General features: G+C 70.5%; 21 protein-coding genes and 1 pseudogene. 9 read left to right on the top strand and 13 right to left on the bottom strand.

Annotation, left to right across the window (positions count from 1 at the left end; all coding sequences use genetic code 11):
- Positions 1–69 precede the first annotated feature (69 nt).
- The gene (locus ABD378_RS28500; protein ID WP_344525245.1) at positions 70–1,539 is read right to left on the bottom strand and encodes a diaminobutyrate--2-oxoglutarate transaminase family protein; all 1,470 of its coding nucleotides are present in this window, start codon (positions 1,537–1,539) and stop codon (positions 70–72) included.
- A gap of 427 nt (positions 1,540–1,966) precedes the next feature.
- On the opposite strand from ABD378_RS28500, the gene ABD378_RS28495 reads away from it, so the two are divergent.
- From ABD378_RS28495 to ABD378_RS28480, 4 genes are all read left to right on the top strand, one after another.
- Positions 1,967–2,173, top strand: a complete 207-nt coding sequence (locus ABD378_RS28495; RefSeq protein ID WP_344525243.1) for a hypothetical protein — start codon at positions 1,967–1,969, stop codon at positions 2,171–2,173.
- Positions 2,170–4,506 (top strand): TOMM precursor leader peptide-binding protein, encoded by a 2,337-nt coding sequence (locus tag ABD378_RS28490; protein WP_344525241.1) that lies wholly within the window; start codon positions 2,170–2,172, stop codon positions 4,504–4,506. The genes ABD378_RS28495 and ABD378_RS28490 overlap by 4 nt, the downstream gene beginning before the upstream one ends.
- A 210-nt stretch (positions 4,507–4,716) precedes the next feature.
- Complete coding sequence (locus tag ABD378_RS28485; RefSeq protein ID WP_344525239.1) at positions 4,717–5,895, top strand: sensor histidine kinase; 1,179 nt, start codon at positions 4,717–4,719, stop codon at positions 5,893–5,895.
- Between the two features lie 81 nt (positions 5,896–5,976).
- On the top strand, positions 5,977–6,585 hold the full coding sequence (locus ABD378_RS28480; protein ID WP_344525237.1) for a response regulator transcription factor: 609 nt from the start codon (positions 5,977–5,979) through the stop codon (positions 6,583–6,585).
- 25 nt (positions 6,586–6,610) lie between these two features.
- Here the strand turns inward: ABD378_RS28480 and ABD378_RS28475 are convergent, their stop codons facing one another.
- Positions 6,611–7,234: an NADH oxidase gene (locus ABD378_RS28475; protein ID WP_344525235.1), complete on the bottom strand. Its 624-nt coding sequence runs from the start codon at positions 7,232–7,234 to the stop codon at positions 6,611–6,613.
- Between the two features lie 314 nt (positions 7,235–7,548).
- Here ABD378_RS28475 and ABD378_RS28470 point away from each other — a divergent pair, with 314 nt between their 5' ends.
- The 5 genes from ABD378_RS28470 (at position 7,549) to ABD378_RS28450 (ending at position 14,641) form a co-directional block, all read left to right on the top strand.
- A complete protein-coding gene (locus ABD378_RS28470) occupies positions 7,549–9,390 on the top strand; it encodes a 2-oxoacid:acceptor oxidoreductase subunit alpha (RefSeq protein WP_344525308.1) in 1,842 nt (613 codons plus the stop codon).
- Positions 9,380–10,438: a 2-oxoacid:ferredoxin oxidoreductase subunit beta gene (locus ABD378_RS28465; protein ID WP_344525233.1), complete on the top strand. Its 1,059-nt coding sequence runs from the start codon at positions 9,380–9,382 to the stop codon at positions 10,436–10,438. The genes ABD378_RS28470 and ABD378_RS28465 overlap by 11 nt, the downstream gene beginning before the upstream one ends.
- On the top strand, positions 10,435–10,758 hold the full coding sequence (gene fdxA, locus ABD378_RS28460; protein WP_344525231.1) for a ferredoxin: 324 nt from the start codon (positions 10,435–10,437) through the stop codon (positions 10,756–10,758). Before ABD378_RS28465 ends, fdxA begins: the two co-directional genes overlap by 4 nt.
- 147 nt (positions 10,759–10,905) lie before the next feature.
- Positions 10,906–11,895 (top strand): AfsA-related hotdog domain-containing protein, encoded by a 990-nt coding sequence (locus tag ABD378_RS28455; protein ID WP_344525229.1) that lies wholly within the window; start codon positions 10,906–10,908, stop codon positions 11,893–11,895.
- 7 nt (positions 11,896–11,902) lie between these two features.
- Positions 11,903–14,641, top strand: coding sequence for an AfsR/SARP family transcriptional regulator (locus ABD378_RS28450; protein WP_344525227.1), 2,739 nt, complete (start codon positions 11,903–11,905; stop codon positions 14,639–14,641).
- A gap of 44 nt (positions 14,642–14,685) precedes the next feature.
- Here the strand turns inward: ABD378_RS28450 and ABD378_RS28445 are convergent, their stop codons facing one another.
- The 11 genes and pseudogenes from ABD378_RS28445 to ABD378_RS28395 all read right to left on the bottom strand — a co-directional run.
- Positions 14,686–15,723 carry an alpha/beta fold hydrolase gene (locus ABD378_RS28445; RefSeq protein ID WP_344525225.1) on the bottom strand — a complete coding sequence of 346 codons (1,038 nt, stop codon included), beginning with the start codon at positions 15,721–15,723 and terminating at the stop codon, positions 14,686–14,688.
- 5 nt (positions 15,724–15,728) lie between these two features.
- Positions 15,729–15,908: a hypothetical protein gene (locus tag ABD378_RS28440; RefSeq protein WP_344525223.1), complete on the bottom strand. Its 180-nt coding sequence runs from the start codon at positions 15,906–15,908 to the stop codon at positions 15,729–15,731.
- The gene (locus ABD378_RS28435; RefSeq protein WP_344525221.1) at positions 15,905–16,984 is read right to left on the bottom strand and encodes an alpha/beta fold hydrolase; all 1,080 of its coding nucleotides are present in this window, start codon (positions 16,982–16,984) and stop codon (positions 15,905–15,907) included. Before ABD378_RS28435 ends, ABD378_RS28440 begins: the two co-directional genes overlap by 4 nt.
- Before the next feature lie 117 nt (positions 16,985–17,101).
- Entirely contained in the window at positions 17,102–17,983 is an 882-nt protein-coding gene (locus ABD378_RS28430) for a 4'-phosphopantetheinyl transferase superfamily protein (protein ID WP_344525219.1), read from the bottom strand.
- Entirely contained in the window at positions 17,889–18,755 is an 867-nt protein-coding gene (locus tag ABD378_RS28425; RefSeq protein WP_344525217.1) for a 2-oxo acid dehydrogenase subunit E2, read from the bottom strand. The genes ABD378_RS28430 and ABD378_RS28425 overlap by 95 nt, the downstream gene beginning before the upstream one ends.
- A complete protein-coding gene (locus ABD378_RS28420) occupies positions 18,752–18,997 on the bottom strand; it encodes a phosphopantetheine-binding protein (protein WP_344525215.1) in 246 nt (81 codons plus the stop codon). The genes ABD378_RS28425 and ABD378_RS28420 overlap by 4 nt, the downstream gene beginning before the upstream one ends.
- Positions 18,994–20,037, bottom strand: coding sequence for a 3-oxoacyl-ACP synthase III family protein (locus ABD378_RS28415; RefSeq protein ID WP_344525213.1), 1,044 nt, complete (start codon positions 20,035–20,037; stop codon positions 18,994–18,996). The genes ABD378_RS28420 and ABD378_RS28415 overlap by 4 nt, the downstream gene beginning before the upstream one ends.
- Positions 20,034–23,087 carry a type I polyketide synthase gene (locus ABD378_RS28410; RefSeq protein WP_344525211.1) on the bottom strand — a complete coding sequence of 1,018 codons (3,054 nt, stop codon included), beginning with the start codon at positions 23,085–23,087 and terminating at the stop codon, positions 20,034–20,036. The genes ABD378_RS28415 and ABD378_RS28410 overlap by 4 nt, the downstream gene beginning before the upstream one ends.
- Complete coding sequence (locus tag ABD378_RS28405; protein ID WP_344525209.1) at positions 23,087–23,371, bottom strand: acyl carrier protein; 285 nt, start codon at positions 23,369–23,371, stop codon at positions 23,087–23,089. The genes ABD378_RS28410 and ABD378_RS28405 overlap by 1 nt, the downstream gene beginning before the upstream one ends.
- A gap of 89 nt (positions 23,372–23,460) precedes the next feature.
- A complete protein-coding gene (locus tag ABD378_RS28400) occupies positions 23,461–25,236 on the bottom strand; it encodes an acyl-CoA dehydrogenase family protein (protein ID WP_344525207.1) in 1,776 nt (591 codons plus the stop codon).
- Positions 25,230–25,651, bottom strand: a pseudogene (locus tag ABD378_RS28395) (acyl-CoA dehydrogenase family protein); the annotation flags it as partial. The gene ABD378_RS28400 and the pseudogene ABD378_RS28395, both read right to left, overlap by 7 nt.

The following is a 25,651-nucleotide window of genomic DNA, read 5'->3' as shown; positions in this document are numbered from 1 at the left end:
TTGTCTCTTGGCTCTTTGCGCTTGGCGCTTGGCGCTTGGCCGTCCGCGGGACGGCCGGGTCCGGCGTGGCTATCCGGGGTGCCGGCGCACCGCCGCGGAGAGCGCGTCGGCGAGGCGGTCCAGGATCGCGGCCGCCTGCTCGTCCGTGATGGTGAGAGGAGGAAGGAGGCGTACGACGCTGGAGTGCCGTCCGCCCAACTCGACGATGAGTCCGCGGCGCAGGCATTCCCGTTGCACCGCGGCGGCGAGTTCGGGCGCCGGGGGCAGCGGCCGCGGGGAGCGGTCCAGGGCCAGGGCCAGGGGTCCGGTGGAACCGCCCGGCGTGCCCGGGCCACCGGCCGACGGAACCGGCACATGGCTCACCAGCCGGGCGCCCTGCCCGGGTCGGTCCGCGGCGGCCGGGTCCACGAGTTCGACGCCGATCATCAGGCCTCTGCCCCGGACGTCGCCGATACAGGGATGCTCGGCGGCCAGGGACCGCAGTTGGGCCAGCATGCGGGTGCCAAGGACTCCCGCGCGTTCCGCGAGGCCGTTCTCACGGACGTACGCGAGCGTGGCCGCGCCCGCAGCCATGGCGAGCTGGTTGCCGCGGAAGGTGCCCGCGTGGGCGCCGGGCGGCCAGACGTCCAGGTCGTCGCGGTAGACCACGACGGCAAGCGGCAGGCTGCCGCCGATGGCCTTGGAGAGCACCATCACGTCCGGGACGACGCCACTGTGCTCGACGGCCCAGAAGGTGCCGGTGCGCCCGACGCCGGTCTGGACCTCGTCCGCGATGAGCGGGATCGAGCGTGCGGCGGTGATCTCGCGCATCCGGCGCAGCCAGTCGTCGGGGGCGGGGATCACACCGCCCTCGCCCTGCACCGGTTCGAGGATCATCCCGGCCGGATGCGGCACGCCCGACTTGGGGTCGTCGAGAAGGCTCTCCGTCCAGCGGGCCGCGAGTTCGGCGCCGTCCGCACCGCCGATGCCGAACGGGCAGTGGTAGTCCTGCGGGTAGGGCAGGCGCGCGACGCGTACGTCCGACGCGCCTCCGGACGCTTCGAGCGCCCCTGACGTCATCCCGTGGTAGGCGCCGGTGAAGGCGAGCATGCCGTCGCGCCCGGTCGCCGTGCGCACGAGTTTGAGCGCGGCTTCCACGGCGTCCGTGCCGGCGGGGCCGCAGAACTGGATCCGTGCGCGGTCGGCGAGTCCGCGGGGCAGCGTGCCGAACAGCTCGGTGGTGAAGGCGTCCTTGACCGGCGTGGCCAGGTCGAGGACGTGCAGCGGGGCCCCCGAGTCGAGGACCTTTCTGATCGCATCGAGCACGACCGGATGGTTGTGCCCAAGGGCCAGGGTCCCCGCACCCGAGAGGCAGTCGAGATAGCGCTGTCCGTCGGCGCCCTCGATCGTCAGGCCGCGGGCCCGTACGGGCACGATCGGCAGGGCGCGCGCATAGGTGCGCGCCGCCGACTCGCGCGCCGACTGGCGTCGCAGGATCCCCTCGTGTGCTGCGGAGTGCCCGGCGGAAACCGCCGCGGGCGCCGGCTCGGTCACGGCCACGACTGTTGGTCCTCCCGCTGGGAATGGGCGCTTCCCACTCGATCTGGGCCAGCGCGCCGACGAGTTGGCAGGGGAGGTGAACGCAGACCGACAGCCCCCCGTACGTACCAACGACGAGGGCTGCGGAGGAACACGGGTCGTCGGAAGATCCTTGCCGTGGCGGAACCGAGCCCAACGGCGCGGTGAACAGCGGCTGCGCGCCCGGCTCGTGGGGCCCGTGTCGCGTCACCAGCGCCAGTATCAGCACCAGGCCAAGGGTCAACTCTTCTGCCTGGTGAGGGAGTTCACCACGACCACATCACAGGCTCCACATGAGAACTTCACCCCGCACCTGTGACTGGCCCACTGTCTGAGGACCTCCGTCGCACACAAGTATGACGAGCGGCAGAGCGACCATCAGAAATGGCACAGAAGGGGAATTAACATCATGGCCCTTGTCATGCTGAACCGTTTCGGCTCCACCAGCACGCCCCCCGTACAGCCCGTCCGTATCTCGCGGGAGCGTTTCGTGATCGAGAACCTGGACGGTCAGTCCGACCAGGACGTCGCGCTGTACACGTTCTGCGTCGTCGTGCCTCCGCGCGCCGACGGTCCCGCCGTACCCGCCATACCCGCAGGGCAGCTCACGGCATGACCTCGATGGGGGGACAGCAGGTCTGGCCGGCGGCGGGGGACGAGACAGCGCGGGTGGGGTTCAAACTCCATCTGTACCCCGTGGTCGTGCCCGGGGAGGCCACGTACCTGGTGTCGCGGCGCGGTGTGACCGCGTTGCGCGGCGAATTCGCCGAACGGCTGGTGCCTCTGCTCGACGGCACCCGCGATCTGGGCGGTGTACTGCGGGAAGCCGCTCCGGAGCTCGACCCCGGCGACGTATTGAGTTCGCTGCGTGAACTCAGCACGGCCGGCCTGCTGCGCTTCCACCCGGAAGCCGGTCCGCCCGCCCTCTCGGGCGGACCGCTCCTCCCTGTCGACCGTGCCGCCGAGGCCTATTGGGATCTCGCGGGTCTGGACGGCGGGCTCACCGTCTCCAAGCTCCGACGCACCACCGTACGCATCGAAGCGCTCGCCGGAACCGAAGTCGATCTCGAGGCGGTGAGGGCCGCCTGTCATGACTCCGGCGTCACCGTCATGCCCGAGGGCGGCGACGCCGACCTCTCGCTGGTGCTCTGCGACGACTATCTGTCGCCGCAGTTGCGCGAGGTCGACGCCGTTCACCGGGCGCAGGGCAGACCCTGGCTGATCGCCAAGGTCTGCGGGGTCGAGCCGTGGGTCGGTCCGGTCTTCCGGCCGGACGACGGTCCGTGCTGGTCCTGCCTGGCCTCCCGGCTCGCGGGGCACCGACACTCGGAGTGGCCGGTGCGGCGCGCGCTGGGGATCGAAGGACCGCTGACGCGGCCCACCGCGTCGCTGGGCGCGGGCCGCGCCATCGCCGTCAACATCGCCGTACTGGAAGTCGCCAAGTGGATCGCCGGCATCCGCTACGACTCCCAGGGCGACCTGCACACCCTGGACACTCTTCATCTGCGGGCGCGCCCACACCGGGTGGCCCGGATCCCGCAGTGCGAGGTGTGCGGAGATCCCGGTCTCGTGGCCGAGCGGATCCGTCGGCCCTTCACCCCGGTGTCACGTCCCAAGGCCGCGCGGACCGCGGGCGGCCACCGCGCTCTCACTCCCGAGCAGATGCTCGCCCGGCACAGTCATCTCGTCGACCCCGTCACCGGGATCATCAAGGACATCCGCCGCGCGCCGCACTCCCCGGAGGGCGTCAACTCCTATCTCTCCGGCCACAATCTGGCCATGGGCCCGCACACGCTCGCCGGACTGCGGGCGGGGCTCCGCGCGCTCAGCGGCGGCAAGGGTCTTACCCAGACGGAAGGCCGGGTCAGCGCCCTGTGCGAAGCCGTCGAACGGTACAGCGGCACCCGGCACGGCGACGAGCCGGTGGTGTGGGACACCTTCCGTGCCCTCGGCGCCGAGGCCGTGCACCCCCATGCCTGTCAGCTCTACGCCGAGCGGCAGTTCCGCGACCGGGACCGCTGGAACGCCCGCCTCTCGGGGTTCCAGCACGTGCCCGAGCCTTTCGACGAGAACCGGCCCACTCACTGGACGCCGGTGTGGTCACTGACCTCGGGCACGCGCCGGCTGCTGCCCACCTCGATGCTCTACTTCTCCCGGGGCGAGCCGGCGGCGGACGGACTGCACGCCGACTCCAACGGCAACGCGGCGGGCAGCAGCCCCGAAGACGCCCTGGTCCAGGGCTTCTTGGAGATCGTGGAGCGGGACGCGGTGGCCTTGTGGTGGTACAACCGCATCCGCCAGCCCGCGGTCGACATCGAGGCGTTCGACGAGCCCTGCGCCGAGGCCATGCGCTCGGTGTGCTCGCGGCTCAACCGCGAGCTGTGGGTCCTCGATCTCACATCGGACCTGGGCATTCCCGTGATGGTCGCGCTGTCCCGGCGCACCGACAAACCCGCCGAGGACGTGATCTTCGGGTTCGGGGCGCACTTCGACCCGCGGGTGGCGCTGCGCAGGGCCCTGACCGAGATGGGACAGCTGCTGCCCGCGGTGTGCGAAGCGCGCGCCGACGGGACCGGGTACGGGCTCACCGATCCGGAGCCGCTTGGCTGGTGGCAGCACGCCACGGTCACCAACCAGCCCTATCTGCTGCCCGATCCGGAGCTGCCGTCCCGTGCGCCGGGGCACTGGGCCTACGTACCCCGCGCGGATCTCCTCGACGACGTCACGGCGATCACCGGGCTCGTCAAGCAGCACGGCATGGAACTCCTCGTACTCGACCAGAGTCGGCCGGATCTCGATGTTCCGGTAGTGAAGGTCGTCGTGCCGGGCATGCGGCACTTCTGGGCGCGCTTCGCGCCAGGACGGCTGTTCGACGTGCCCGTCGCGTCGGGGCGACTCGCCGCTCCGACCTCGTACGAAGGGCTCAATCCCGTCCCACTCTTCGTGTAACCCCCGCTGGGGCCAAGTGGTCCAGCGCATGGGTGCGGTGTTCGCACGTCGCTTTTCAACAGACCGTTCCTACGTACGGTCGTCACGGCCTTCACTTATCATCCCCAGACAAAGAGCACACCGTTGCGAGAAAAGGCCGTACCGACGATGGACAGTCGAGAACGTTCCGACATCGCAGACGACGCAAGGGGAGGTCGCGGCACGGAGCCCATGCCACGGCGCAGCCGCGATCTCCTCGCTCCACGTCTCGCACGCACCATCCTCCTTGCGGCACTGCTCAGTTACACCCTCATCACCATGCTCAACATCCTGAGCACCACCATCTCGACGACGCAGACGGTGGTGGCTCTCGGGTCTCTGGGGGCGATACTCGGCCTGCAGCTCAAGCACTCGGCGGCGGGCGCCAATCGGATGCCGTTGCGGGTCAAGAGCCTCACCCTGAGCGTGCAGGCGCTGCTGACTTATGTGCCGTTCACGGTGTTCCACACCGGGTGGGGCTCCATGGCGGGCTTCCTCGCCGGCTCGGTGCTGCTGTTGCTCCGCCCGCGCACGGGCTGGACGCTGTACGGCCTTGTCGGCCTCAGCATGCTCGTGCCGCCACTCCTCGACCGCCTCCCGGTGCTCGACGTCATCTACGTGTGCCAGTCGACCCTTCTCACCGGCCTTGTCACCTACGGGCTTTCACGGCTGAACGAGCTCGTCAGCGAGGTGCACGCGGCACGCGGTGAGCTCGCCCGTATGGCCGTCACCAAGGAACGTCTTCGTTTCGCCAGGGACTTGCACGACCTCCTGGGATTCAGCCTCTCCGCAATCACGTTGAAGAGCGAACTGATACACCGTCTGATTCCCGCTCATCCGCAGCGCGCGATGAACGAGATCCAGGAAGTGCTCGCCGTCTCCCGGGAATCCCTTGCCGATGTACGACGCGTTGCGAGCGGATTTCAGAACATGTCCCTGGAGCAGGAGATCAGTTCGGCTCAGTCGGTCCTCAACTCGGCCGATATCGGTGTGGACGTCATGGTCTCCCTGACCGGAATCAGCCCCCAGTCGGACACGGTGCTCGCGACGGTGCTCCGCGAGGCGGTGACCAATTTGCTGCGTCACAGCCGGGCAGGACACTGCACGATCCACGCCGTCCAACGAGCGGGCCGGGTAAGCCTCTTGGTGATCAACGACGGCATCGAGCCCGGCTACCGCGATCCGTCCCCGCACAGCGGGAGCGGCCTGGGCAACCTGGAAGCCCGGGTCCGGGCCATCGGCGGAGAAGTGGAGGCCGCCGGAGGCGCGGACCGGACGTTCCGCTTGCGCGCCGAGGTGCCGTCCCACCCCTCCGCCGCGGCAGCCTCGTTGGCCGAGGAGATCGCCGAGATCCGCGATCCCGCGGCTTAATCATCATTCCCTCCGTATAGCCGAAAACAGCCCTGTGATTGATAAGATCCCGCCACAGATAACGCTGCTGACGGGGGCTCAGTGATAAGGATTCTGCTGGCCGAGGATATGAACATGGTCCGAGGCGCATTGGTCGCGTTGCTCAATCTCGAAGCCGACCTTGAAGTCGTCTTCGAGACAGAGCGTGGAGACGAGATCGTCGACATGGCACTCAAGCACCGGCCGGATGTCGCGATCATCGATATCGATCTACCCGGGCTCGACGGTCTGAGCGCGGCGGTACAGCTGCGCGAGCGCCTGCCGTCCTGCCGGACACTCATTCTCACCAGCCTCGGCCGCCCTGGCACCTTGCGCAGGGCACTGGCGGCGCAGGTCTCGGGCTATCTCCTCAAGGACGCCCCGCCCAAGGAACTTGCCGAGGCGGTACGCCGTGTGGCCGCGGGCCACCGCGCCGTGGACCCACAGCTGGCACTGGCCGCCTGGGGCGGCTCCGAGAGCCCGCTGACGGAGCGGGAGACGGAGGTGCTCGCCCTGGCCGCGGAAGGCTCGGAGGCCCCCGAGATCGCCTCGCTGCTGCACCTCACAACTGGTACGGTCCGCAACTATCTGACGACTGTCGTCACCAAACTCAACGCGCGCAACCGCGTCGACGCGATCCGTATCGCACGGGATTCGGGCTGGTTGCTGTAATCGCACAGCCTGTTCCGAGCCCGGGCTACCGTCCGTTTTTCACCGGTGCCGCCATGCCCGCGGCCGCCAGATAGCGGAGGATTCCGTCTGTCACTTCCGGATGAAGCGGAAGGGCCTGCGATGCGGCGTACGGGGTGACCGGCCAGGCCAGCATGCCCACCACCCAGACCGCTTCCGGCCGGTGCAGCACGACTCGGTGCAGCGAGGCGGGCGACTCCAGGGCGACTCCCGATGCCTCCAGCGTCAGCGTGACGTCCGTGGAAAGCCTCAAGTGCCGCCGCGCGGAGAGCTCGCGGGGCGCGAACTTCGCCCCGCGGGAGACCGGGGACACCGAGAGCAGCGGCCCCCGGAGATCGTCCAGACCCAGCGTGCGCACCACCAGGTGGGAGAGCCTGCTCAGTGTCGGCCACAGTATGAGACAGACACTGCCCTCGCTGTCGTCCCCGGTCGCCGCCTCGACGTTGCCGGGCAGCACCGGTCCGAGCTCCATGCGGCGCAGCGCCTCGCGGACGACCGGATCGGGATCCGGGAGCCGCTCGGTACCGAAACGGCCCGTCAGGACCAGTTCCTCGCCGTCCTGGGTCTCGACGATGACGTCCTCGCAGAGCGACCACAGGTGGAGCGTCTGCCTACCGATGACGTGCGGCATGGCGAGCAACCTTCCCGTGTCGTGACGGTCGAGTATCCGGCAGCCGCGGAGACGACCGACAGCCACTGGATCACGCCTCCGACATGAGGAATTCATACGTGCCGCCGGCGCGTCGGCCGACCTGCCGCACGACTTTGGCCGGTCGCAAGCCGTGCCTCATAGCGTGCTGCGACAGCCAGCCAGCTGCGTCGACGGGAAGGGGGCGGCCGGTGGCCGTTCACATTGCGGAAGGCAAAGATACTCACGGCGAGGAGGGGAGCCACTCACAGAACGGCAAGCGGAACGGCGACGGGAACGGCAAGGAGGTTCGCCGTCTGGACCGGGTCATCATCCGTTTCGCGGGTGACTCCGGCGATGGCATGCAGCTCACCGGTGACCGGTTCACTTCGGAGACGGCGTCGTTCGGGAACGACCTGTCGACACTGCCGAACTTTCCCGCCGAGATCCGTGCTCCTGCCGGGACGCTGCCGGGCGTCTCCTCCTTTCAGCTGCACTTCGCCGACCACGACATCCTCACCCCGGGGGACGCGCCGAACGTCCTCGTCGCGATGAACCCGGCAGCACTGAAAGCGAATATCGCCGATGTGCCGCGCGGGGCCGAGATCATCGTCAACACGGACGAGTTCACGCCACGAGCGCTGCAGAAGGTGGGATACGCCGAATCCCCGCTGAATGACGGGTCGTTGGACGCCTATCGCGTGCATCCGGTGCAGTTGACGACGCTGACGGTCGAGGCGTTGAAGTCGCACGGCCTGTCGCGCAAAGACGCGGGCCGGTGCAAGAACATGTTCGCGCTTGGTCTGCTGTCGTGGATGTATCACCGGCCGACCGAGGGGACGGAGAAGTTCCTGCGGGCGAAGTTCGCGAAGAAGCCGGAGATCGCCGAGGCCAACATCGTGGCCTTCAGGACGGGGTGGAACTTCGGCGAGACGACCGAGGACTTCGCGGTCTCTTACGAAGTGGCTCCGGCGACCAAGGCTTTCCCGGCGGGCACGTATCGCAACATCTCGGGGAACCTGGCCCTGTCCTACGGGCTGATCGCCGCGGGCCGGCAGACCGGGCTGCCCTTGTTCTTGGGCGCGTATCCGATCACTCCGGCCTCCGACATCCTTCACGAGCTCTCCCGGCACAAGAACTTCGGTGTGCGGACCTTCCAGGCCGAGGACGAGATCGCCGCGATCGGCGCCGCGCTGGGGGCCGCGTTCGGCGGTTCGCTGGCCGTCACCTCCAACTCAGGGCCCGGTGTGGCACTGAAGTCGGAGACCATCGGTCTTGCGGTCTCGCTGGAACTGCCGCTGCTGATCGTGGACATCCAGCGCGGTGGGCCGTCCACCGGTCTTCCGACCAAGACCGAGCAGGCGGATCTGCTGCAGGCGATGTACGGGCGCAACGGCGAGGCGCCGGTGCCGATCGTGGCACCGAAGACGCCCGCCGACTGCTTCGACGCGGCGCTTGAGGCGGCGCGGATCGCGGTCACCTACCGCACTCCCGTCTTCCTGCTCTCCGACGGTTATCTGGCCAACGGCTCGGAGCCCTGGCGGATCCCGCAGGTGGACGAGCTGCCCGAGATGCTCGTGCAGTTCCCCCAAGGCCCCAACCACGTCCTGGACGACGGCACCGAGGTGTTCTGGCCCTACAAGCGCGACCCGCAGACGCTGGCCCGTCCGTGGGCGATCCCCGGCACGCCCGGCCTCGAACACCGCATCGGCGGCATCGAGAAGCAGGACGGCACCGGCAACATCTCCTACGACCCCGCCAACCACGACTTCATGGTCCGCACCCGCCAGGCCAAGATCGACGGCATCCAGGTCCCCGACCTGGACGTCGACGACCCAGGCGGCCACGCCAAGTTGCTCGTCCTTGGCTGGGGTTCGACCTATGGCCCCATCACCGCGGCGGTACGCCGTCTGCGCCGCGAGGGTCAGCACATCGCCCAGGCCCATCTGCGCCACCTCAACCCCTTCCCCCGGAATCTGGGCGAGGTCCTGCGTTCGTACGACCGTGTGGTGATCCCCGAGATGAACCTCGGGCAGTTGGCCCTGCTGATCCGCGCGAAATACCTGGTCGACGCCCAGTCGCACACACAGGTCAACGGGATGCCGTTCAAGGCCGAGCAGCTCGCCACGGCTCTCAAGGAGGCCCTCCATGCCCACTGAGGCACTCACCCTCGTCCCCAGGAGTGACGTCCCGCTCACAGCAAAGGACTTCAAGTCCGACCAGGAGGTGCGCTGGTGCCCCGGCTGCGGTGACTACGCCGTCCTGGCGGCCGTGCAGGGCTTCATGCCCGAGCTCGGCCTGGCCAAGGAGAACATCGTCTTCGTCTCCGGCATCGGCTGCAGCTCCCGCTTCCCGTACTACATGAACACCTACGGGATGCACTCCATCCACGGCCGCGCCCCCGCCATCGCCACCGGACTCGCCTCCTCCCGACGCGACTTGAGCGTCTGGGTCGTCACCGGCGACGGCGACGCCCTGTCCATCGGCGGCAACCACCTCATCCACGCCCTGCGCCGCAACGTCAACCTGAAGATCCTGCTGTTCAACAACCGGATCTACGGCCTCACCAAGGGCCAGTACAGCCCGACTTCGGAAGTCGGCAAGATCACCAAATCGACACCGATGGGATCCCTGGACGCACCCTTCAACCCGGTATCCCTGGCGATCGGCGCCGAGGCGAGCTTCGTGGCCCGCACGGTGGACTCCGACCGCAAGCACCTCACCTCCGTACTGCGCGAAGCCGCCGAACACCCCGGCACCGCCCTGGTGGAGATCTACCAGAACTGCAACATCTTCAACGACGGCGCCTTCGAAGTCCTCAAGGACAAACAGCAGGCCGAAGAAGCCGTCATCCGCCTGGAACACGGACAGCCCATCCGCTTCGGAGCCGACGGCGCCAAGGGCGTCGTGCGCGACCCGCACACCGGCGATCTCAAGGTTGTCCCGGTCACGCCGGAGACCGAGTCCCAGATCCTGGTCCACGACGCACACTCGACCTCACCGACGCTCGCCTTCGCCCTCTCGCGCCTCGCCGACCCGGACACGCTGCACCACACCCCCATCGGCGTCTTCCGCAACGTCGAACGCCCGGTCTACGACACCCTGATGTCCGACCAGCTCGACACCGCCATCGAGCAGAACGGCAAGGGCGACCTCACCAACCTCCTCACCGGCAACGACACCTGGACCGTGGAGCGATCCTCATGACCTACGTCATCGCCCAGCCCTGCGTCGACCTCAAGGACCAGGCCTGCGTCGACGAATGCCCCGTCGACTGCATCTACGAAGGCCCCCGCAAGATGTACATCCAGCCCGACGAATGCGTCGACTGCGGTGCCTGCGAACCGGTCTGCCCCGTCGAAGCCATCTTCTACGAAGACGCCGTACCGGCCGAGTGGTCCGCGTACGCCACCGCCGACCGGGAAGTCTTCGTCTCGCTCTCGGCTTCGGGCGGTGCCAGCGGTGCCGGTCCGCTGGGCGCCGATCACCCCGTGATCCAGGAGGAGCCGGTGAAGGAGACCAGCTGAGAAGGAGGGCCAGTTCCCGGGTTTCAGGGCTTCAGAGGCGCTCCCCCGGTCCTTCAGTGAGGTGGGGCACAGTGGTCGCACACGCGTCCGCCAACTCCCATATGCGTACTCGCCAGAAGAGCCGACCGGACACCTCAGGGGAACCCCATGGACACCGTTCACGAGCCGTCCACCTTCTTCCTCGGACCGCACCACGTGGTGCACAGGCCCGACAGCCCTGAAGGCTTCCTCCTGGACTCGACCGCGCCGGTGCGACAGCACTTCGCCTTCTCCACAGAACTCCCGGACGCCGGGCCGCGGTCCGACGTCTCGACGGCGCCCTTCCACGATCTGCTGTTCCCGGTGGAAGGGCTGCGGCAGACCGCGATGTTCGCCGCTCGCCAGTACTTCCGCGTCCCGCACAGCCGGCGTCCGGTGTTCGCCCTGGGCGGCACGGAGATCACCTCCGTGGAGCCCTGGCGGCGGACCGCGCGGCGCGCCCGCATCACCCTGGAACTCGGCCTCACGCCGACGGACGTGGTCAACGGTGTGCCGCGCGGTCTGGAGTGCGAGGCCACCGCCTCGATCGAGGGCGAGCGCTGCGGGACGGCGCAGGCACGGCTGATCTTCCTCACGCCCGGTGTGTACCACGGGCACCGGGATCTCGGGCGGCAGCAGAGCGAGGAGTCCCTCGCGGCCGGGCACGGGGAACTGCGGCCCGTCGGCATGCCCGCCCCCGAGCGGGTGGGGCACCGGGAGGCCCGCAACGTACTGGTCGGGCTTCCCGTCGAGGAGACGGGCGAGGGGCTCGCCTTCCCGATCGACACGGACGCGGCCGGCGCGGTGCTCGCCCGTGACGCGGACGAGGTGCCCGCCCTGCTGTTCCTGGAGGCCTCGCGCCAGGCCGCCCTGCTCGCGGCCGCCGAGTTGCACGGCTTCGTACCGTCGCACGCGCTGCTGACGTCATGGCAGGCGTCGTTCCGTGGCTTCGCCGAGCCGGGTCTTCCGCTGTACTGCACGGTGCGCGGGGACGCGATGCCGGGCGCCGCCCCGGGACGGGACGCGGCGGGGCGGCCGGTGGCCGGGCTGCGGCTCTCCTTCTTCCAGGGTGAGCGGGTCGTGGCGCAGGTGTCCGCGACCGTGCTCCAGGACTGCTAGGCCGGCCATGCGATTCCGAGTGCTCGGTCCGGTGCGTATGACGCACGGGACGCCGTCCGCGACCAAGCCGCGGGCCGTGCTCGCCACCCTGCTCATGCACACCAACACCGTGGTGTCGACGCATACGTTGATCGACGAGCTGTGGAGCATGGAGCCGCCGCGGACGGCGAGCACCACGCTCCAGGTGTACGTCTCGCAGCTGCGCAAGGCGCTTCTCGAAGGCCTGCGGGACGGTGCCGCCGGGCAGCCTCTGCTGACCAGGCCACCCGGGTATCTGCTGCAGGTGCCTGCCGACGATCTCGATCTCGCGGTCTTCGAGTCGCTGCGGGGCGAGGGGCGGGCGGCGTACGCACGGCGGGAGTTCGGTGAGGCGTCGCGGCTGCTCGGCAGCGCGCTCGGCCTGTGGACCGGGCCCGCCCTGGCCGGCATTCCGCACGGGCCGACCCTGGAGACCTCGGCCATACGGCTCAACGAGCTGCGCACCGAGGTGCTCGAACAGCGGATCGCGGCGGATCTCCGGCTCGGCAGGCACCATGAACTGGCGGGCGAACTCCTGGCGTTGGTGAACGACCATCCGCTGCGGGAGACGCTGCACGGCCATCTCATGGTGGCGCTGTACCGGTCAGGCCGGCAGTCGGACGCACTGCAGGCGTTCCACCGGGCTCGGCGTGCGCTCGTCGACGAGCTGGGCGTCGAGCCGGGGCCCGTGCTGAAGCAGCTGCTGGAGCGGATTCTGGCGTCCGATCCCTCACTGTCCTGGCGCGAGTCGGAGACGGACGGCGAAGGCGGCGCCGGAGCATCCGATTCCGCCGGTTCCTCCGTCGTTCCTGGCTCCTCGGGTGCCGTCGCGCACGCGGGGCCGCCGGTCTGGCTGCCGCCCACCGTGGCGGACTTCACCGGGCGTGAGCGTCATCTCTCGGTCGGGGCAAGGGCGTTGGCAGGGGAGATTCCCTCGGTGTCGCGGGTGCTCTCCCTGTCGGGGCGGGCCGGGGCCGGTAAGACGGCCCTTGCCGTGCAGCTCGCGCACGACAGTGCCGAGCTGTTCCCCGACGGGCGGGTCCTGGTGAACCTGCGGGACGCCGGCGGGCGGGCCGTCGAGCCGGGCAAGGCCCTCGTGACCCTGCTGCGGAGGCTGCGGACACCTGCCACCGAAGCCGCCGAAGGGGCGGGCGACCGGCTGCCGACGACGGAGAGCGAGCTCACGGACCTGCTGCACCGAAGGACCGAGGGGCGCAGGATGCTGCTCGTCCTGGACGATGCCGTCTCGGAGGCGCAGGTGCGGCCGGTGCTCTCGGGCGCCGTGGACAGCACCGTCCTGCTGACGAGCCGCCGCACGCTCGGGGCGCTGGAGGGCGCACGGCATCTGGTGGTCGATGTGCTGAGTGCGGAGGAGGCCGAGCGGTTGCTGGTCTCCTGCGGTGGTCCGCGGATGCGGGAGGACCCGGATGCCGTGGCCGAGATCGCCCGGCTCTGCGGAAATCTGCCGCTGGCCCTGCGGATCGCGGCCGCCGGTCTGGCCGCGCGGCCGCACTGGACGGCCGGGGGTCTGGCCAGGCGCCTGGGCGACGAGCGGACGCGGCTCGCGGCGCTCGCGCTCGGCGATCTCGACGTACGCAGCAGTCTGCTCGCGGTCTACCGGGACGTGGGCGACGAGGAGCGGCACGCCTTCCGGATGCTCGGTCTTGCCCCGCTGCCCGACTTCCCGCTGTGGAGTGCGGCGGCGCTGCTCTCCACGGACCTGCCGGGCGCGGAGCGGCATGTCGACGAGCTGGTCCGTGCCCATCTGCTGGAGGCGAGGCAGCGTCCCGGCCGGCTCACTCCGGTGCGCTACGGCTTCCATTCGCTGCTCCGGGCGCTGGCGTTGGAGGTACTTGCCGAGGAGGTGCCGCAGCAGGTGCCCCGGGCGACGGAGCGGCTCTGCCGTGCCTTCCTGGCCGTGGCCCGGTACGCGGACGGGCTGCTTGCGCCGGGCCGTGACCAGCTGGAGTTCGAGGCAGGGACGCCGGCCGGGATCTCTCCGGGGGAGCTGGTGGGCACGGCCCCGCTGCAGTGGTTCCAGGAGGAGGCCACCGGCCTTCTGGAGGCGGTGCGCCAGGCCCACGGTGCGGGGCTGTGGCAGCCGTGCTGCGCGCTCGCCTCGGCGGCCGCTGGCTATTACGAGGCGAACGCCCTGTGGGACGACTGGCAGTCCAGCCATGAGCTGGCCCTGGACGCGGCGCGACAGGCGGGCGACGGTCCTGCCGAGGCCGTGATCACGCGGTCGCTCGGTGACCTGGCATGGCAGCGGCACGAGACTTCGCTTGCCGTCGACCGGTACCGGTTCGCCTGGCATCTGTTCACCCGGCATGGGCGACGCGTCGCCGCGGGCCGTTGCCAGTCGGGCGAGTCCGACGTACTCCTTGGCCTGGGCCGGGTGGCGCGAGCCGAACGCGGCTACGCGCGAGCACTGTCGGTCAGCCACGCCCACGCGGACGCCCGCGGCTCCGCGGACGCGTTGCGCGGCCTCGCCCTGGTGTGCCTGCGCGAGGGCCGCACGGAGGAGGCCCTGGCCCGGCTCGAGGCCTGCGAGAGCGCGGCGCGCTTCGTGGGAGACGAGCGCTGGCGTGCGTACGCGCGACGCACGGCAGCGGCGGTGCGCGCGTCGACGGCTGCCGGGCGCGACCCCGTTCCGGCCGGGATGCCGCTCGAAGTCCGCCCGGGTGTCTGGCTGTTCAGCCCTGGGCACACCGGTCACCGGGCGGCGTGATGGTGCGCCGGACGGGTGCGCCGGCGCCCCACTGCCGCGCGGCGTCAGGCGGGCCTCGGGTAGCCGAGATCCGAGGGCTTGGGTGCCTTCGGGGTGGCTGCGGGGCGTGTCTGTGCGGCGGCGGCTCCCGTGCGGGCGGCCGGCTGGCGGCTGCGGAGCATGCGGCGCCACTGTTCCGCGCTGTAGCGAGCCGGTTCCGTGGTGGCGATGAAGTCGCGCAGAACCGCTTCGAAGCGCTGGGGATCCGTACGGAAGGGGAAGTGGCCTGCGTCCTCGAAGATCTCCAGACGGCTGCCGGGCATGGCCACATGGCCGAGCCCGGCGTGCATGGCCGGGAGGACCTGGTCCCTGCCGCCCCACACCAGCATCGTGGGCATCCCCTGGGCCAGATAGCAGCGGTCGAGCATCGTGCCCACCTGGCCCCGCCAGTCGACGACGGCCCGCAGGGTCCTGATGAAGGCGCTGCGCGCGGTCGCGTCGGGCAGGGCGTCCACCACCCGCAGCAGGTCCGGGGCGTCCACACCGAATCCGGTGTCGAGGAGCTGCAACGCCTTGACCGCCAGGCCCAGTTGGCGGCGCATGGTGGGCAGCCGGAGGGCCATGAGGAGCAGTTCCGCGCCGGGCAGGGTCGCGGCGCGCAGCAGCGGGGTCACCTGGCGGCTGATGCCTCCGGTTCCGACCAGGACGAGGCGGTCGCAGCGGTCGGGGAACTGGTAGGCGAACTGCATGGCCACCGCGCCGCCGAGCGAGTGCCCGACGAGGGTGACCCGTTCGACGCCGAGCACGCCGAGCAGGTCCCGCATGCCGTTGGCGTACGCGGGCAGCGAGTAGTCGGCGCGGGGCTTGTCGGAAGCGCCGTGGCCGAGCAGGTCGGGGGCGATGACCCGGTAGTTCCTCGCGAGGCCCGGCATGACGTCGCGCCAGGTCTCGGAGGAGTCCCCGATGCCGTGGATCAGCAGGATCGCCCGGCCCTTGCCCGCCATCCGGAACGCCCGCCGGTGTCCGTGCACGGTGCGGTGGCGCAGGCGGATGCCGTTGCCGCCGCCGCGCTTCTCAGCGCTGCCGCCGTTGTGCGATGTCACGGTGGTCAGGCCCCCTTGCGCGGGTGTCGGCGGCGTTCGTCGGAACGCTCGCCAAGGAACCGGAACGACACACGGGGGCGATGGTGAACGGTGGTCAGGTCGCTCTCGGTCACGCCGAGCGAGGCCAGGCTCTGCCAGGGCCGGACGTTGGCGGCCGCGGCCGCGGATTCTGACGACGCACTCATGACTGCCTCTCGTCGATTCGGGATCGGGATGTGGGCGGGGGCGCGGGCAGGGGCCTGCGCCGGCGCGTGCAGCGCAGCCAGAGCAGCGAGGAGAACAGCCAGCGCCGCATCGCGCCCAGATGGTGCGGCGAGCCGTGCACGTCGTCGAAGACCTTGAAGCGCACGTCGTCCAGGGTGCGCCGCAGCAGCGACTGCTCCCGGGCCGGGATGATCTCGTCCCGGCTGCTCGCGACGTACCGGACGGGGATGCGTACGTCACGCAGGGCGTCGTCCGTCAGGGCAAACTCCCGCAGCAACGACCGGAGTTGGACGGCGCCGTCGGCGCCGGTCAGCCTGCGCAGCGTTTCGACGGTGATGCCGGGGACACGTGGCCACCAGGCGTCGTCGGTGAAGAAGTCGGAGACCGGAGCGCCCACGGTGAGGACACGGCTGACGCGCGGGTCCTCGGCCGCGGCCCGCAGCGCGAGGTGGCCACTGAAGCTCAGGGCGAGGAGCGAGGTGTCGGTGACCTGTGCGCGGTCCGCGAGGCTGTCCATCAGGAAGGTCAGCATCCGCCAGGAGTCAGGACCGTACGTGAAGGTGTTCTCGCCGACACCGGGCAGCTCGGCGACGACAGCGGAGAAGCCGAGCTTGCGCAGGACGGGAAGGAGCGGCGCCCACTGTTCCTTGACGCTGACGATGCCGCCCATGACGATCAGCAGCGGCCGCGGCTTGTCGAGCCCCGATGCCCAGCAGGCGACGGTTCCCTCGGGGTGCTCGAACTCGAGGCGCTCGATGCCCTGTTGGGTGCGACGCCACTGGTCGAAGGTCTCGACGCACAGTTTCTGCGCGAGGACCCGGTCCTCGTCTCCGTGGTAGGGGAAGCGGGCGAGCGCGTAGTGCCTGCAGGCGTCCAGGAGGTCGCCGCGGGCCGCCGACGTCTTGCCTTCCGCCGTCCATACGGCGGCCCAGGAGTGGGCGTCGCCCGCCGTGTCGTTGCCGATCCGGGCCAGGACATCGGTGGCGTGCCGGGGCGACATGCCCTGGCCCCGGGCGTGCAGCCGGGCGAATTCCTTGAGTTCTTCGAGATGGTCCATGTCTCACCGTCCAGTGCGGTCAGTGGGCGGCGCCGTCGTGGCGCCGCGGTCGCGCTGTGCCGTCAGTGTCCTGGCGTGTCCTTGAGGACTGCTTGTACGGGTGCCGGGAAGCCGGGCTCACCACCAGTCGTCCGTCGCCGGCTCCAGCGCCTCCTCCTCCCCAAGCACCTCGGCGAGCGCGTCGACGATGCCCGAGTCCAGGGCGGTGCTCGCCGCGGTGTCGTCCGTGCCGCCGAAGCCCGCGTCGCCGACGGCCACGCTGATCGTGTACGTGTCGTCGACGAAGTAGGTACGGAACATCCATTCGCCGGCGGAGCCCGGCGTCCCGTCGGGCCGCAGCACCTCGGTGGGGACGGTGCCGTCGGACTCGAAGCCGAAGTCGGTGAAGCGGAACTGCATGCCGAGGCCGATCGCCTTGCTGTACGCCTCCTTCAGCGTCCAGAGCCGCACGAGCGCCGGATTGCGTTCGTGCTCCGGCATGGCCTCGATCTGCTCGACCTCGTGCGGGGTGCACAGATGCCGGCCGAGGCCGGGCCCGTACAGATTGCGGTCGGAGCGTTCGGCGTCGACACCGATCACTCCCCCGGTGGCGAGCCCCACCAGGAGCAGCTCGTCGGTGTGGCTGAGGCTGATGTGCACACCGTCGTAGCCGCGCAGGTAGGGCCGGCCTGTGTGCAGGTATCCCAACTCGATGGACTGGGGCGGCACATGGAGAGCCGCCGCAGCGGCGAACTTGAGCAGCACCCGCGACGAGGCGAAGCGCGTGCGCACGTCCGGGTGGGTCAGCTCGAGGAATCTCGCCCAGTCGCGGCCGAGCAGGGCACGCAGGCGTGGGCCTCCCGCCCGTTCCGGACGCCAGTCGTCCAGGTGGGCGTAGAGGAGCGCCGATGCGTGCCGTTCCAGGTCAGCTCGTACCCTGCCCCAGTCCCCGCCGGGCCCCGATATCGAGATCGGCCCCCCTAGGGTGCGGGCCGGGAATTTCTGCCCTGGAGCCATCATCGAAGGCCTCCATGGTGTGGTGGAGATCGGTGAGCAGGTCGGCAGCCGTCCCGCCGTCGATCACCCGGTGGTCGAAGGTGAGGCCGAGCCGCATGACGGGTGCGGCCACGATCCGGTCGTCGCGGACCACGGCCCGCTCGGCGATGCGCCCCGCGCACAGCGTGACGGCGGTGCCGCCCGCCGAGTGGAAGCCGTCGACCGCCGAGTGGCCCAGTGAGCTGACCGAGACGGTGCCGAAGACGCCGGGGCGTTTGCGGGGATCGCGCAGGGCTGCCGCGAAGGCGGCGCGGCCGAGGGCGACCGGCAGCCGTCCGAGCATCTTGACGCCCTTGAACTCGGGCAGTTCCGCGGCCTGTTCGCCGCGGTAGCGGTCGACCTGCTGCTGTATCTCGCGCAGTCCGGCGCGCTCCAGGTCCGGTACGAGGGCGGAGAGCACGGCGCGCTCTCCGCCGACGGGCCGGTCCAGGGCGAGTTTGGCGGTGACGCTCGGGAAGCGGACGATCCGTGGCGCTCGCAGGATTCCGGTCCTGCCGGCTGCCATGACCGCGTTGGCCCGCGGGTGCCGGTCCAGGGCGCGCCCCGCGGCGTACAGCAGATAGCTGACCACCGAGAAGCGCAGGCCCCGGGTGCGGGCCTCGGCCCGGTGTTCCTGGATCCGCGTCATGTCGACGTCGGTGTCCAGGTGCACCGGGCGTTGGCCCGCGGCCCACTCCAGGAAGTACAGGGTGTGCCTGCGGCGTCGTTCGGTGACGGTGCGGGTGCCGCCGCTCACGCCGTGACCGCCAGGTCGTAGATCTCCTTCAGGCTGCGGGCCTCCAGGACCTTGCCGACGGGCACGCTGTGTCCGGTGGCGGTTTCCAGGCTGGTCACGAGCTTGAGGAGGTGGAGGGAGTCCCAGTCGGGCAGTTCATCGAAGTCGGCGGCCACCTGTTCGGGTTCCAGGGACAGGCCGAGGTCGTCGCGGACGAGCTGCGTGAAGTCGTCGAGGGTGAACGCGTCGGTGCTTGTGCTCATATCTTCTCCAGGGCGAAGCCGGCTTTGATCCACTTGCTGGACTCGACGGCGACGGCGAGGGCCTTCTCGCCGCCGGCCATCTGCTCGAGCAGCTTCTCGATCTGCAGGAAGGGCAGGGCGTTGCCGTTGTTGCCGGTCTCCGCCACGCAGGACACCTCGCGGGCGGTGGGCAGGCCGAGCTCCTCGGTGATGAGCCGGGTCATCCGGCCGGACAGCTGGGGCGGCAGGAGGTAGTCCAACTGGTCGGCGTCCCAGTCGAGTTCGCCGAGAAGCTCCCAGAGGATCTCGACGGCCATCACGGGCACGCCTTCCTCGATCGCCTTGTAGTCCTCGGTGAGCGCCTGCCGGTCGTCGTGGCGGTCGGCGAGGCCGAACCACTCGATGACCTGGCCGGGCTTGCGCCCCAGGCCCGTGAAGCGGTTGAGGACATGGCGCACGGCGACGCGCGCGCCGACGGGCTGATGGGTGAGCACGGCCGCGCCGGCGCCGTCCCCGAAGAGCACGAAGTTGACGAGGTCGCTGGCGGCCACGTCGGACAGGTCGCGCTGTACGTCGAGGTGCTTGCTGCACACGTCACCGCCGATGACCAGGCCGGTCCGGTACTGCCCGGAGGCGATCATGGTCTGGGCGAGGCTGAGCGCCTGGACGGCGCCCGCGCAGCCGGACTGGAGCTGGAAGGTGGGCACTTGGTCCAGGCCCAGCTGGTCGGCGACGTCGTTGACGGTGGCGGGCATCAGGGTGTCGGGCGTCGCGGTGCCGAGGACGATGAAGTCGATGTCCGAGGGGTCGACGCCGGGTGCGGCCAGTGCCTTCTCCGCGGCCCGTGCGCACAGGTCGGCGAGCGAGAAGCGGATCTCTCCGGTGGCCAGGTCGCGGGCGAAGTGCCGGGTCTTGGTGCCGATGAAGACCTCGATCCACTCCTCGTTGACGCCGAGCACCTTGGCCAGGGTTGCGTTGTCCACCGGGTCGCCCGGCAGGGCGGTGCCGATGGAGGCGAGGTATGCGGTCGGGGTGCTCGGTTCTTCCTGGTCCTTGCTCATGCCGTCCTCTCTTCATGGCCGGATACCGCGTGGCCGGGGACAGCGGCGCCCTGTTCGCACAGGAAGCTGACGAGGTCTCCGACGGAGGAGAGCCTGGGCAGCAGGTCCTGGACGGTCAGTTGACCGATGCCGGTGAGCCGTTCCTCGAGGCGGTTCTTCAGTTCCATGATCATTACGGAGTCGAAGCCGAGGTCTTCGTAGAGCCGCAGCTGCGGTACGAGGTCTTCGCCGCTGTAGCCGCCGACCTGCCCGACGGCCGCCTGGACGGCGAGCGCCACCGGGTCGTCGTCCTGGCCTCGGGTGAGCGTCAGCACCCCCGTGGGCTCGGACCTCGACTCCTCAGCGGTGTGCTGCTGTTCGGGCTCCTGTACGGCGACGGGCCGGGCCGTCCGGGGGGCGGCACCGCCACGTGTGGGTATGTGCGCCGCCCAGTAGCGGTGGTCGTCGCTGAAGGCGTACGGGGCGAGCTGCTGCGGGACGCGCTCCTGGGTGCCGTACGCGGCGTCCCAGTGCGGGTCGACGCCGCCCCGGTAGAGCGCGGCGAGCGCGTCGGACAGGTCCTGACCGCCGGAATCGGCGCCGCGCACCGGAGCTATCTGGGCGGGCCCGGCCCCTGGCGGTGTGCCGCCGAACCTGCGGATCAGCGTGGTCAGGACGGGGCTCGGGCCGATCTCGACCAGGTGGGTGGCACCGTCCGCGAGGACTTCCCCGGCCGCGTCGGCGAAGAGCACCGGCGAGCTGACGTGCGCCACCCAGTACGCGGCGTCCATCGCCTCGCCGTCCGCCAGGGCGCGGCCGCGCACCGAGGAGTACACGGGCAGCTCGGGAACGCCGCCGCCCACTTCCCCCGCGATCTCGGAGAACCGTTCAAGCATCGGCCCCATCAGGGGTGAGTGGAAGGCGTGGGACACCTTCAGGCGACGGGTGCGGACCCCGTCCCGCCTGAGCCCGTCCTCGATCCGCTCCAGGACGGTGAGATCGCCGGAGAGCACGCTCGCCAAGGGGCCGTTGACGGCGGCGATGCCCACCAGCGGCTCTTCGGCGACCCGGCTCTCCAGGTCCTCGCGCCCCGCCCGGACGGCCAGCATGCCGCCGCCTTCGGGGAGTTCCTGCATCAGTTCGCCGCGGGCGGCGATGAGCCGGGCCGCGCTGTGCAGCGGCAACGCGCCCGACAGACAGGCCGTCGCGAATTCGCCGACGCTGTGGCCCAGGAGCAGATCGGGGCGTACCCCGAGCGCTTCGAGGGTCCGGCCGAGCGCGTACCCGACGGCGAACAGGGCGGGCTGGGTCCAGCGCGTGAGGTGGACGTCCTCGTCACCGCCGAGGAGCAGATCGCGTACGGACTTGCCCGTGTGCGGCAGCAGAGCGTCGTCGGCCTCGTCGAGGAAGCCGCGGTAGAGCGCCGAGTCGCGGTGCAGTCCGGCTGTCATCCCCGCGTACTGCGAGCCCTGCCCGGTGAACAGGAACGCGGTGCGCGGCCGGCCCGTGGGCGTGCCGGTGAGCCGGGCCAGGAGGTCCGGATCGTCGGCGGCCGCACGCAGCTTCGCGACGAGTTCGGCGGTGTCGGACGCGGAGACCGCGAAGCGGTAGCGGTGCCCGGCCTTGACGTGGTTGCTGCTCCAGCTGAGCGGCCCCACGGGCACCCGGCGGGTCGCCGCGGTGTCCGCCTGCGCCAGCAGATTGCGGCGCAGGGCCGCCACGCTCGGCGCGGTGAGCGTGAAGACGGCGGAGCCGATGCCACCGTCCTCCGGAGCCGGCCGGGGTGCGGGGCGCGCGGCGTGTACGGGGGCGCTCTCCAGTACCGCGTGCGCGTTCGTGCCGCCCATGCCGAAACTGCTGAGCCCGGCGACCACCGCGTCGCCCCCCAGCTTCAACGGCGCCTTGAGGAGGCGCAGTCCGTGGTCGCGCAGCTTCAGCTTGGCGTTCTCCTTGGCGGCGAAGCGGCTCGCGGGCACGACCTTGTGGTGCAGGGAGAGGGCCACCTTGATGAGCCCCGCGATGCCCGCGGCGCCTTCGGTGTGACCGAGGTTGCCCTTGACGGAGCCGAGCGCCATCGGCTTGCCGCCGCGCGCGGCGTGGTGGTGGCCGAGCGCCTTGATCTCCATCATGTCGCCGAGGGCCGTGCCCGTGCCGTGCCCCTCGGTGAACGCGACGTCGGACGCCTCGACGCCCGCCCGGCGGTAGGCGGCGGCGAGCACGTCCTGCTGGGCCCAGCGGTTGGGCGCGGTGATGCCGTTGCTGCGCCCGTCCTGGTTGACGGCGGTGCCACGGATCACCGCGTACACCCGCTGTCCGTCGGCGACGGCGTCCTTGAGCCTGCGCAGGACCACGACACCGACGCCCTCGCCGCGGCCGATGCCGTCGGCCTCGGAGCTGAAGGGCTTGCAGCGGCCGTCGGGCGACGAGAGGCCCGCCTGCGTGTAGAAGATCGACAGGGCGGGCGTGAGGGCGATGTTGACGCCGCCCGCGATCGCCACGTCGCACTCCTCGGACAGCAGGGCGTTGGCCGCCAGGTGCACGGCGACCAGGGAGGAGGAGCAGGCCGTGTCGATGGCGAGGCTGGGCCCCTTGAGGTCCAGGTGGTAGGAGATGCGGTTGGCCGTCATGCAGTAGCCGTTGCCCGAGCCGATCTGGGCGGTGACGTTGTCGTAGTCGGTGAGGTGCAGCTGCGCCCATTCGTTGCCCATGATCCCCACGAACACGCCGGTGGCGGATCCGGCGAGGCGCTGCGGTGGGAGCCCGGAGTCCTCGACGGCACGCCAGGCACACTGCAGGAGCAGCCGCTGCTGGGGGTCCATGGCCGCGGCCTCGCGCGGCGAGATGGTGAAGAACTCGTTGTCGAAGGCGTCGGGATCGCTGACGAACCCGCCTTCCGTGGTGTTGGTGTGCCCTTCGGCACCGGCCGCCGAATGGAACTCCTTGGCGTCCCATCGCAGCCGGGGCACCTCCCCCACACCGTCTCCCGAGCGCATCAGCAGGTCCCAGTAGGCGCGGGTGTCCTGCGCCCCCGGGAACCTGCAGTCGATGCCGACGATGGCGATCGGTTCCATCAGGCGGCGCCCCCTTCCGCGGTGGCGGCGAACCCCTCGAGCAGGTGGTCGGTGAGCGCCTGCACCGTCGGGTAGTCCCAGGCCGCGGTGGGTTCGAGGATGAAGTCGAAGTCCTCCTCGATGTCGCCGCACAGGCTGAAGGCGGCGACGGAGTCGAGTCCGTACTCGGCGAGCGGCACCGTCGGATGGATCTCGGACGGCTGCCGTTTCAGGTAGAGGGCGATGCGCTCGGACAACCACGTGGTCAGCGACTCGCGGGTGTGTTCGGTGGTCGGTACGGGCATGGTGCGCTCCTCGGCGAGGGTCGGTCGGCGCTGGGGCCGGCGGTGATGCTGCTCTTCTGCGGCTTGCTCGCCACGGCTGTTCCGGGTGGTCAGCCGGCCAGCGGCGTGTTGTACAGGTCGTAGCTCCTGCGCTCGCGGTACCTGCGCAGGACCTCCTCGTGCACCCGGGCGTCCACGGACTCCGGGAGATCGGGCGGCTGTTGACCGAGCCGCCGGGCGAGCCGATGCAGTACGGCGGCGAGCCAGGCAGGGTCGGCGAGGAACGGGTCGGCCCCGCCGCGGGCCTGCTGCCAGACGCCGATCGCGGAGGCCGCGGCGAGCAGCACGGCGTAGCGGTCGGCGAGGGCGAAGGTGGCGGGGCTTGCCAGGGCGGTGCGGTCCTGGGGGGCGAGCGAGAGGCTCGCCTCCTGGAGCTGGCGCAGTTCGTCCATCATCTTCAGCGCGACGCCGTGCACGGCGCGCTCCTCGGGGGTGCCGCTGGGCAGTTCGTCGACGGCGGCGACCAGCGAGGCGCTCAGCCCGTCCTTGCCGCTGGCGAGGGTGAGCCGGTCGAACGGGATCGGCCCCAGGTCCTCGTGGAGCCTGAAGAGCGTGGCAGGCGCCGGGTCGTCGCTGAACCAGGCGCGGCGGGCGAGCCGGGCCAGCTGCGGAATGATGGTGGCCTGGCAGGCCACGGAGCCCGCGTGGCCGAGGCTGAGCACCGGCAGGTCGCGGATGTGCTTCTGGAAGATCCCGAACTCGCCCTCGCGGACGTAGAAACGGGCGCCGAGGATGATCGACAGGTCGTGCATCGTCTCGGTGAGCATCTTCGGTACGAGGTACTTCGTGGCGGCGGCGTACACGCTCGTCTCGTCGGGCAGGACGTGCACGGCCCGGGTGGCGGCGAGCGAGAGGCTGTCGCAGATCAACAGGTCGAGGAAGGCCCCGGACAGGGTCGCCTTGGCGTGCGGGATGTCCATCACGGACTTGCGGTACAGCTCCCTGCCGAGCGCGAAGCCGACCACGGTGCGCAGCGAGGTGTCGGCCGCGCCGAGCGCCATGCCGGGCACCGCGCTGCGGGTGATCTGGAAGGCGCGCAGGGCGAGTTCCACGCCCTTGCCGGTCTCACCGACCAGTGCGTCGGCGGGCACCGGGGTGTCCTCGAAGTGGAGTCCCGACAGATGGCAGCCACGGACACCGACCGCGTCGTACCGGGGAAGGACGCGGTAGCTGTCCGCGTCGAGGCCGGCCCTCTCGGCGAGGATCACCGAGTGGCTGCGGCTGCCGGGCGCCGGGCTTGTGCGGCTGAACAGCACCCAGGCATCGGCCCGGTCGGCATTGTTGATGACCTGCTTGGCGCCGTTGAGCAGATACCCGCCGTCCGGCGCCGACTTGGCCTCGAACTCGTTGCGCACGAAGTCGTTGCCGTGTGCCAGTTCGTGGTACGCGACGGAGACCTTGCCGCCGCCGAGCAGCAGCCGGGCAAGACGGTCGCGCTGGTCGGCGGAGCCCGCGGTCCATACGTTGACGCCCGCCATGAAGGAGGTCACGCCATAGCCGAGGCCGAGGGTGACGTCACGGCGGAAGACCTGGCGCATCACCCGCACCAGGGTGTCGATCCGTTCGAGCCTGCCGCCGTGCTCGCGCGGCACGAAGTCGGCGTTGAGGACCACGTCGTCCAGGACACGTTCACCGGCCTCGGAGATCTCGCCGGCCTCGTCGGCCTCCAGGAGGCGGGCGTACGAGAGGTCGTTGCCGTCGGCCGTGGGGTCCCCGAGGCGCGCCTCGAGTTCGGCGACGCGCGCGGTGACCCGCGCCTCCTGCCCGATGTCCGGGTGGTCGACGTCCCCTGCGTGCGCCCCTTGGGGCGCGGCACCGATCAGCATGACGTCCTCTCGTTCTCTCCGGCCAGAGCGCCGGCGGTTTCGGGGGCGGGCGGCTCGGGCTCCCCCTGTGGGAGCAGCGAGAACAGCCGCCCGTCCGTGCGGGCTGTCCGCAGGTGCGCGAGCAGCTCCTCATACAGCTGCGGGTCGCCGTCGCCTGGCTTGCCCAGGCGGACCAGGACGCGGTCGAGGGCGGCACGCAGCCACAGCCCGTCGCGCCACAGGGGCCCGGTGGCCCCGTGGGCGGCCCGTTCGGCGCTGTGGACCCATAGGCCGATGCAGGCCGCGCCCGCATAGCAGAGGGTGTAGCGGCGTGCCGTTTCGAAGGCCGCGGGCGGTACGTCCGACAGGACGCCCTGGTGGGTCTCCATCTCGGCGTGCACCTCGGCGGTGACGGCGAGCAGCCGCTCGGCCGCGG

This window comes from Streptomyces rectiviolaceus (assembly GCF_039533825.1).
Taxonomy (GTDB): Bacteria; Actinomycetota; Actinomycetes; order Streptomycetales; family Streptomycetaceae; genus Streptomyces; species Streptomyces rectiviolaceus.
Note: the sequence above shows the minus strand (reverse complement) of the source record. Positions and strands in the feature narration are given on the sequence as shown.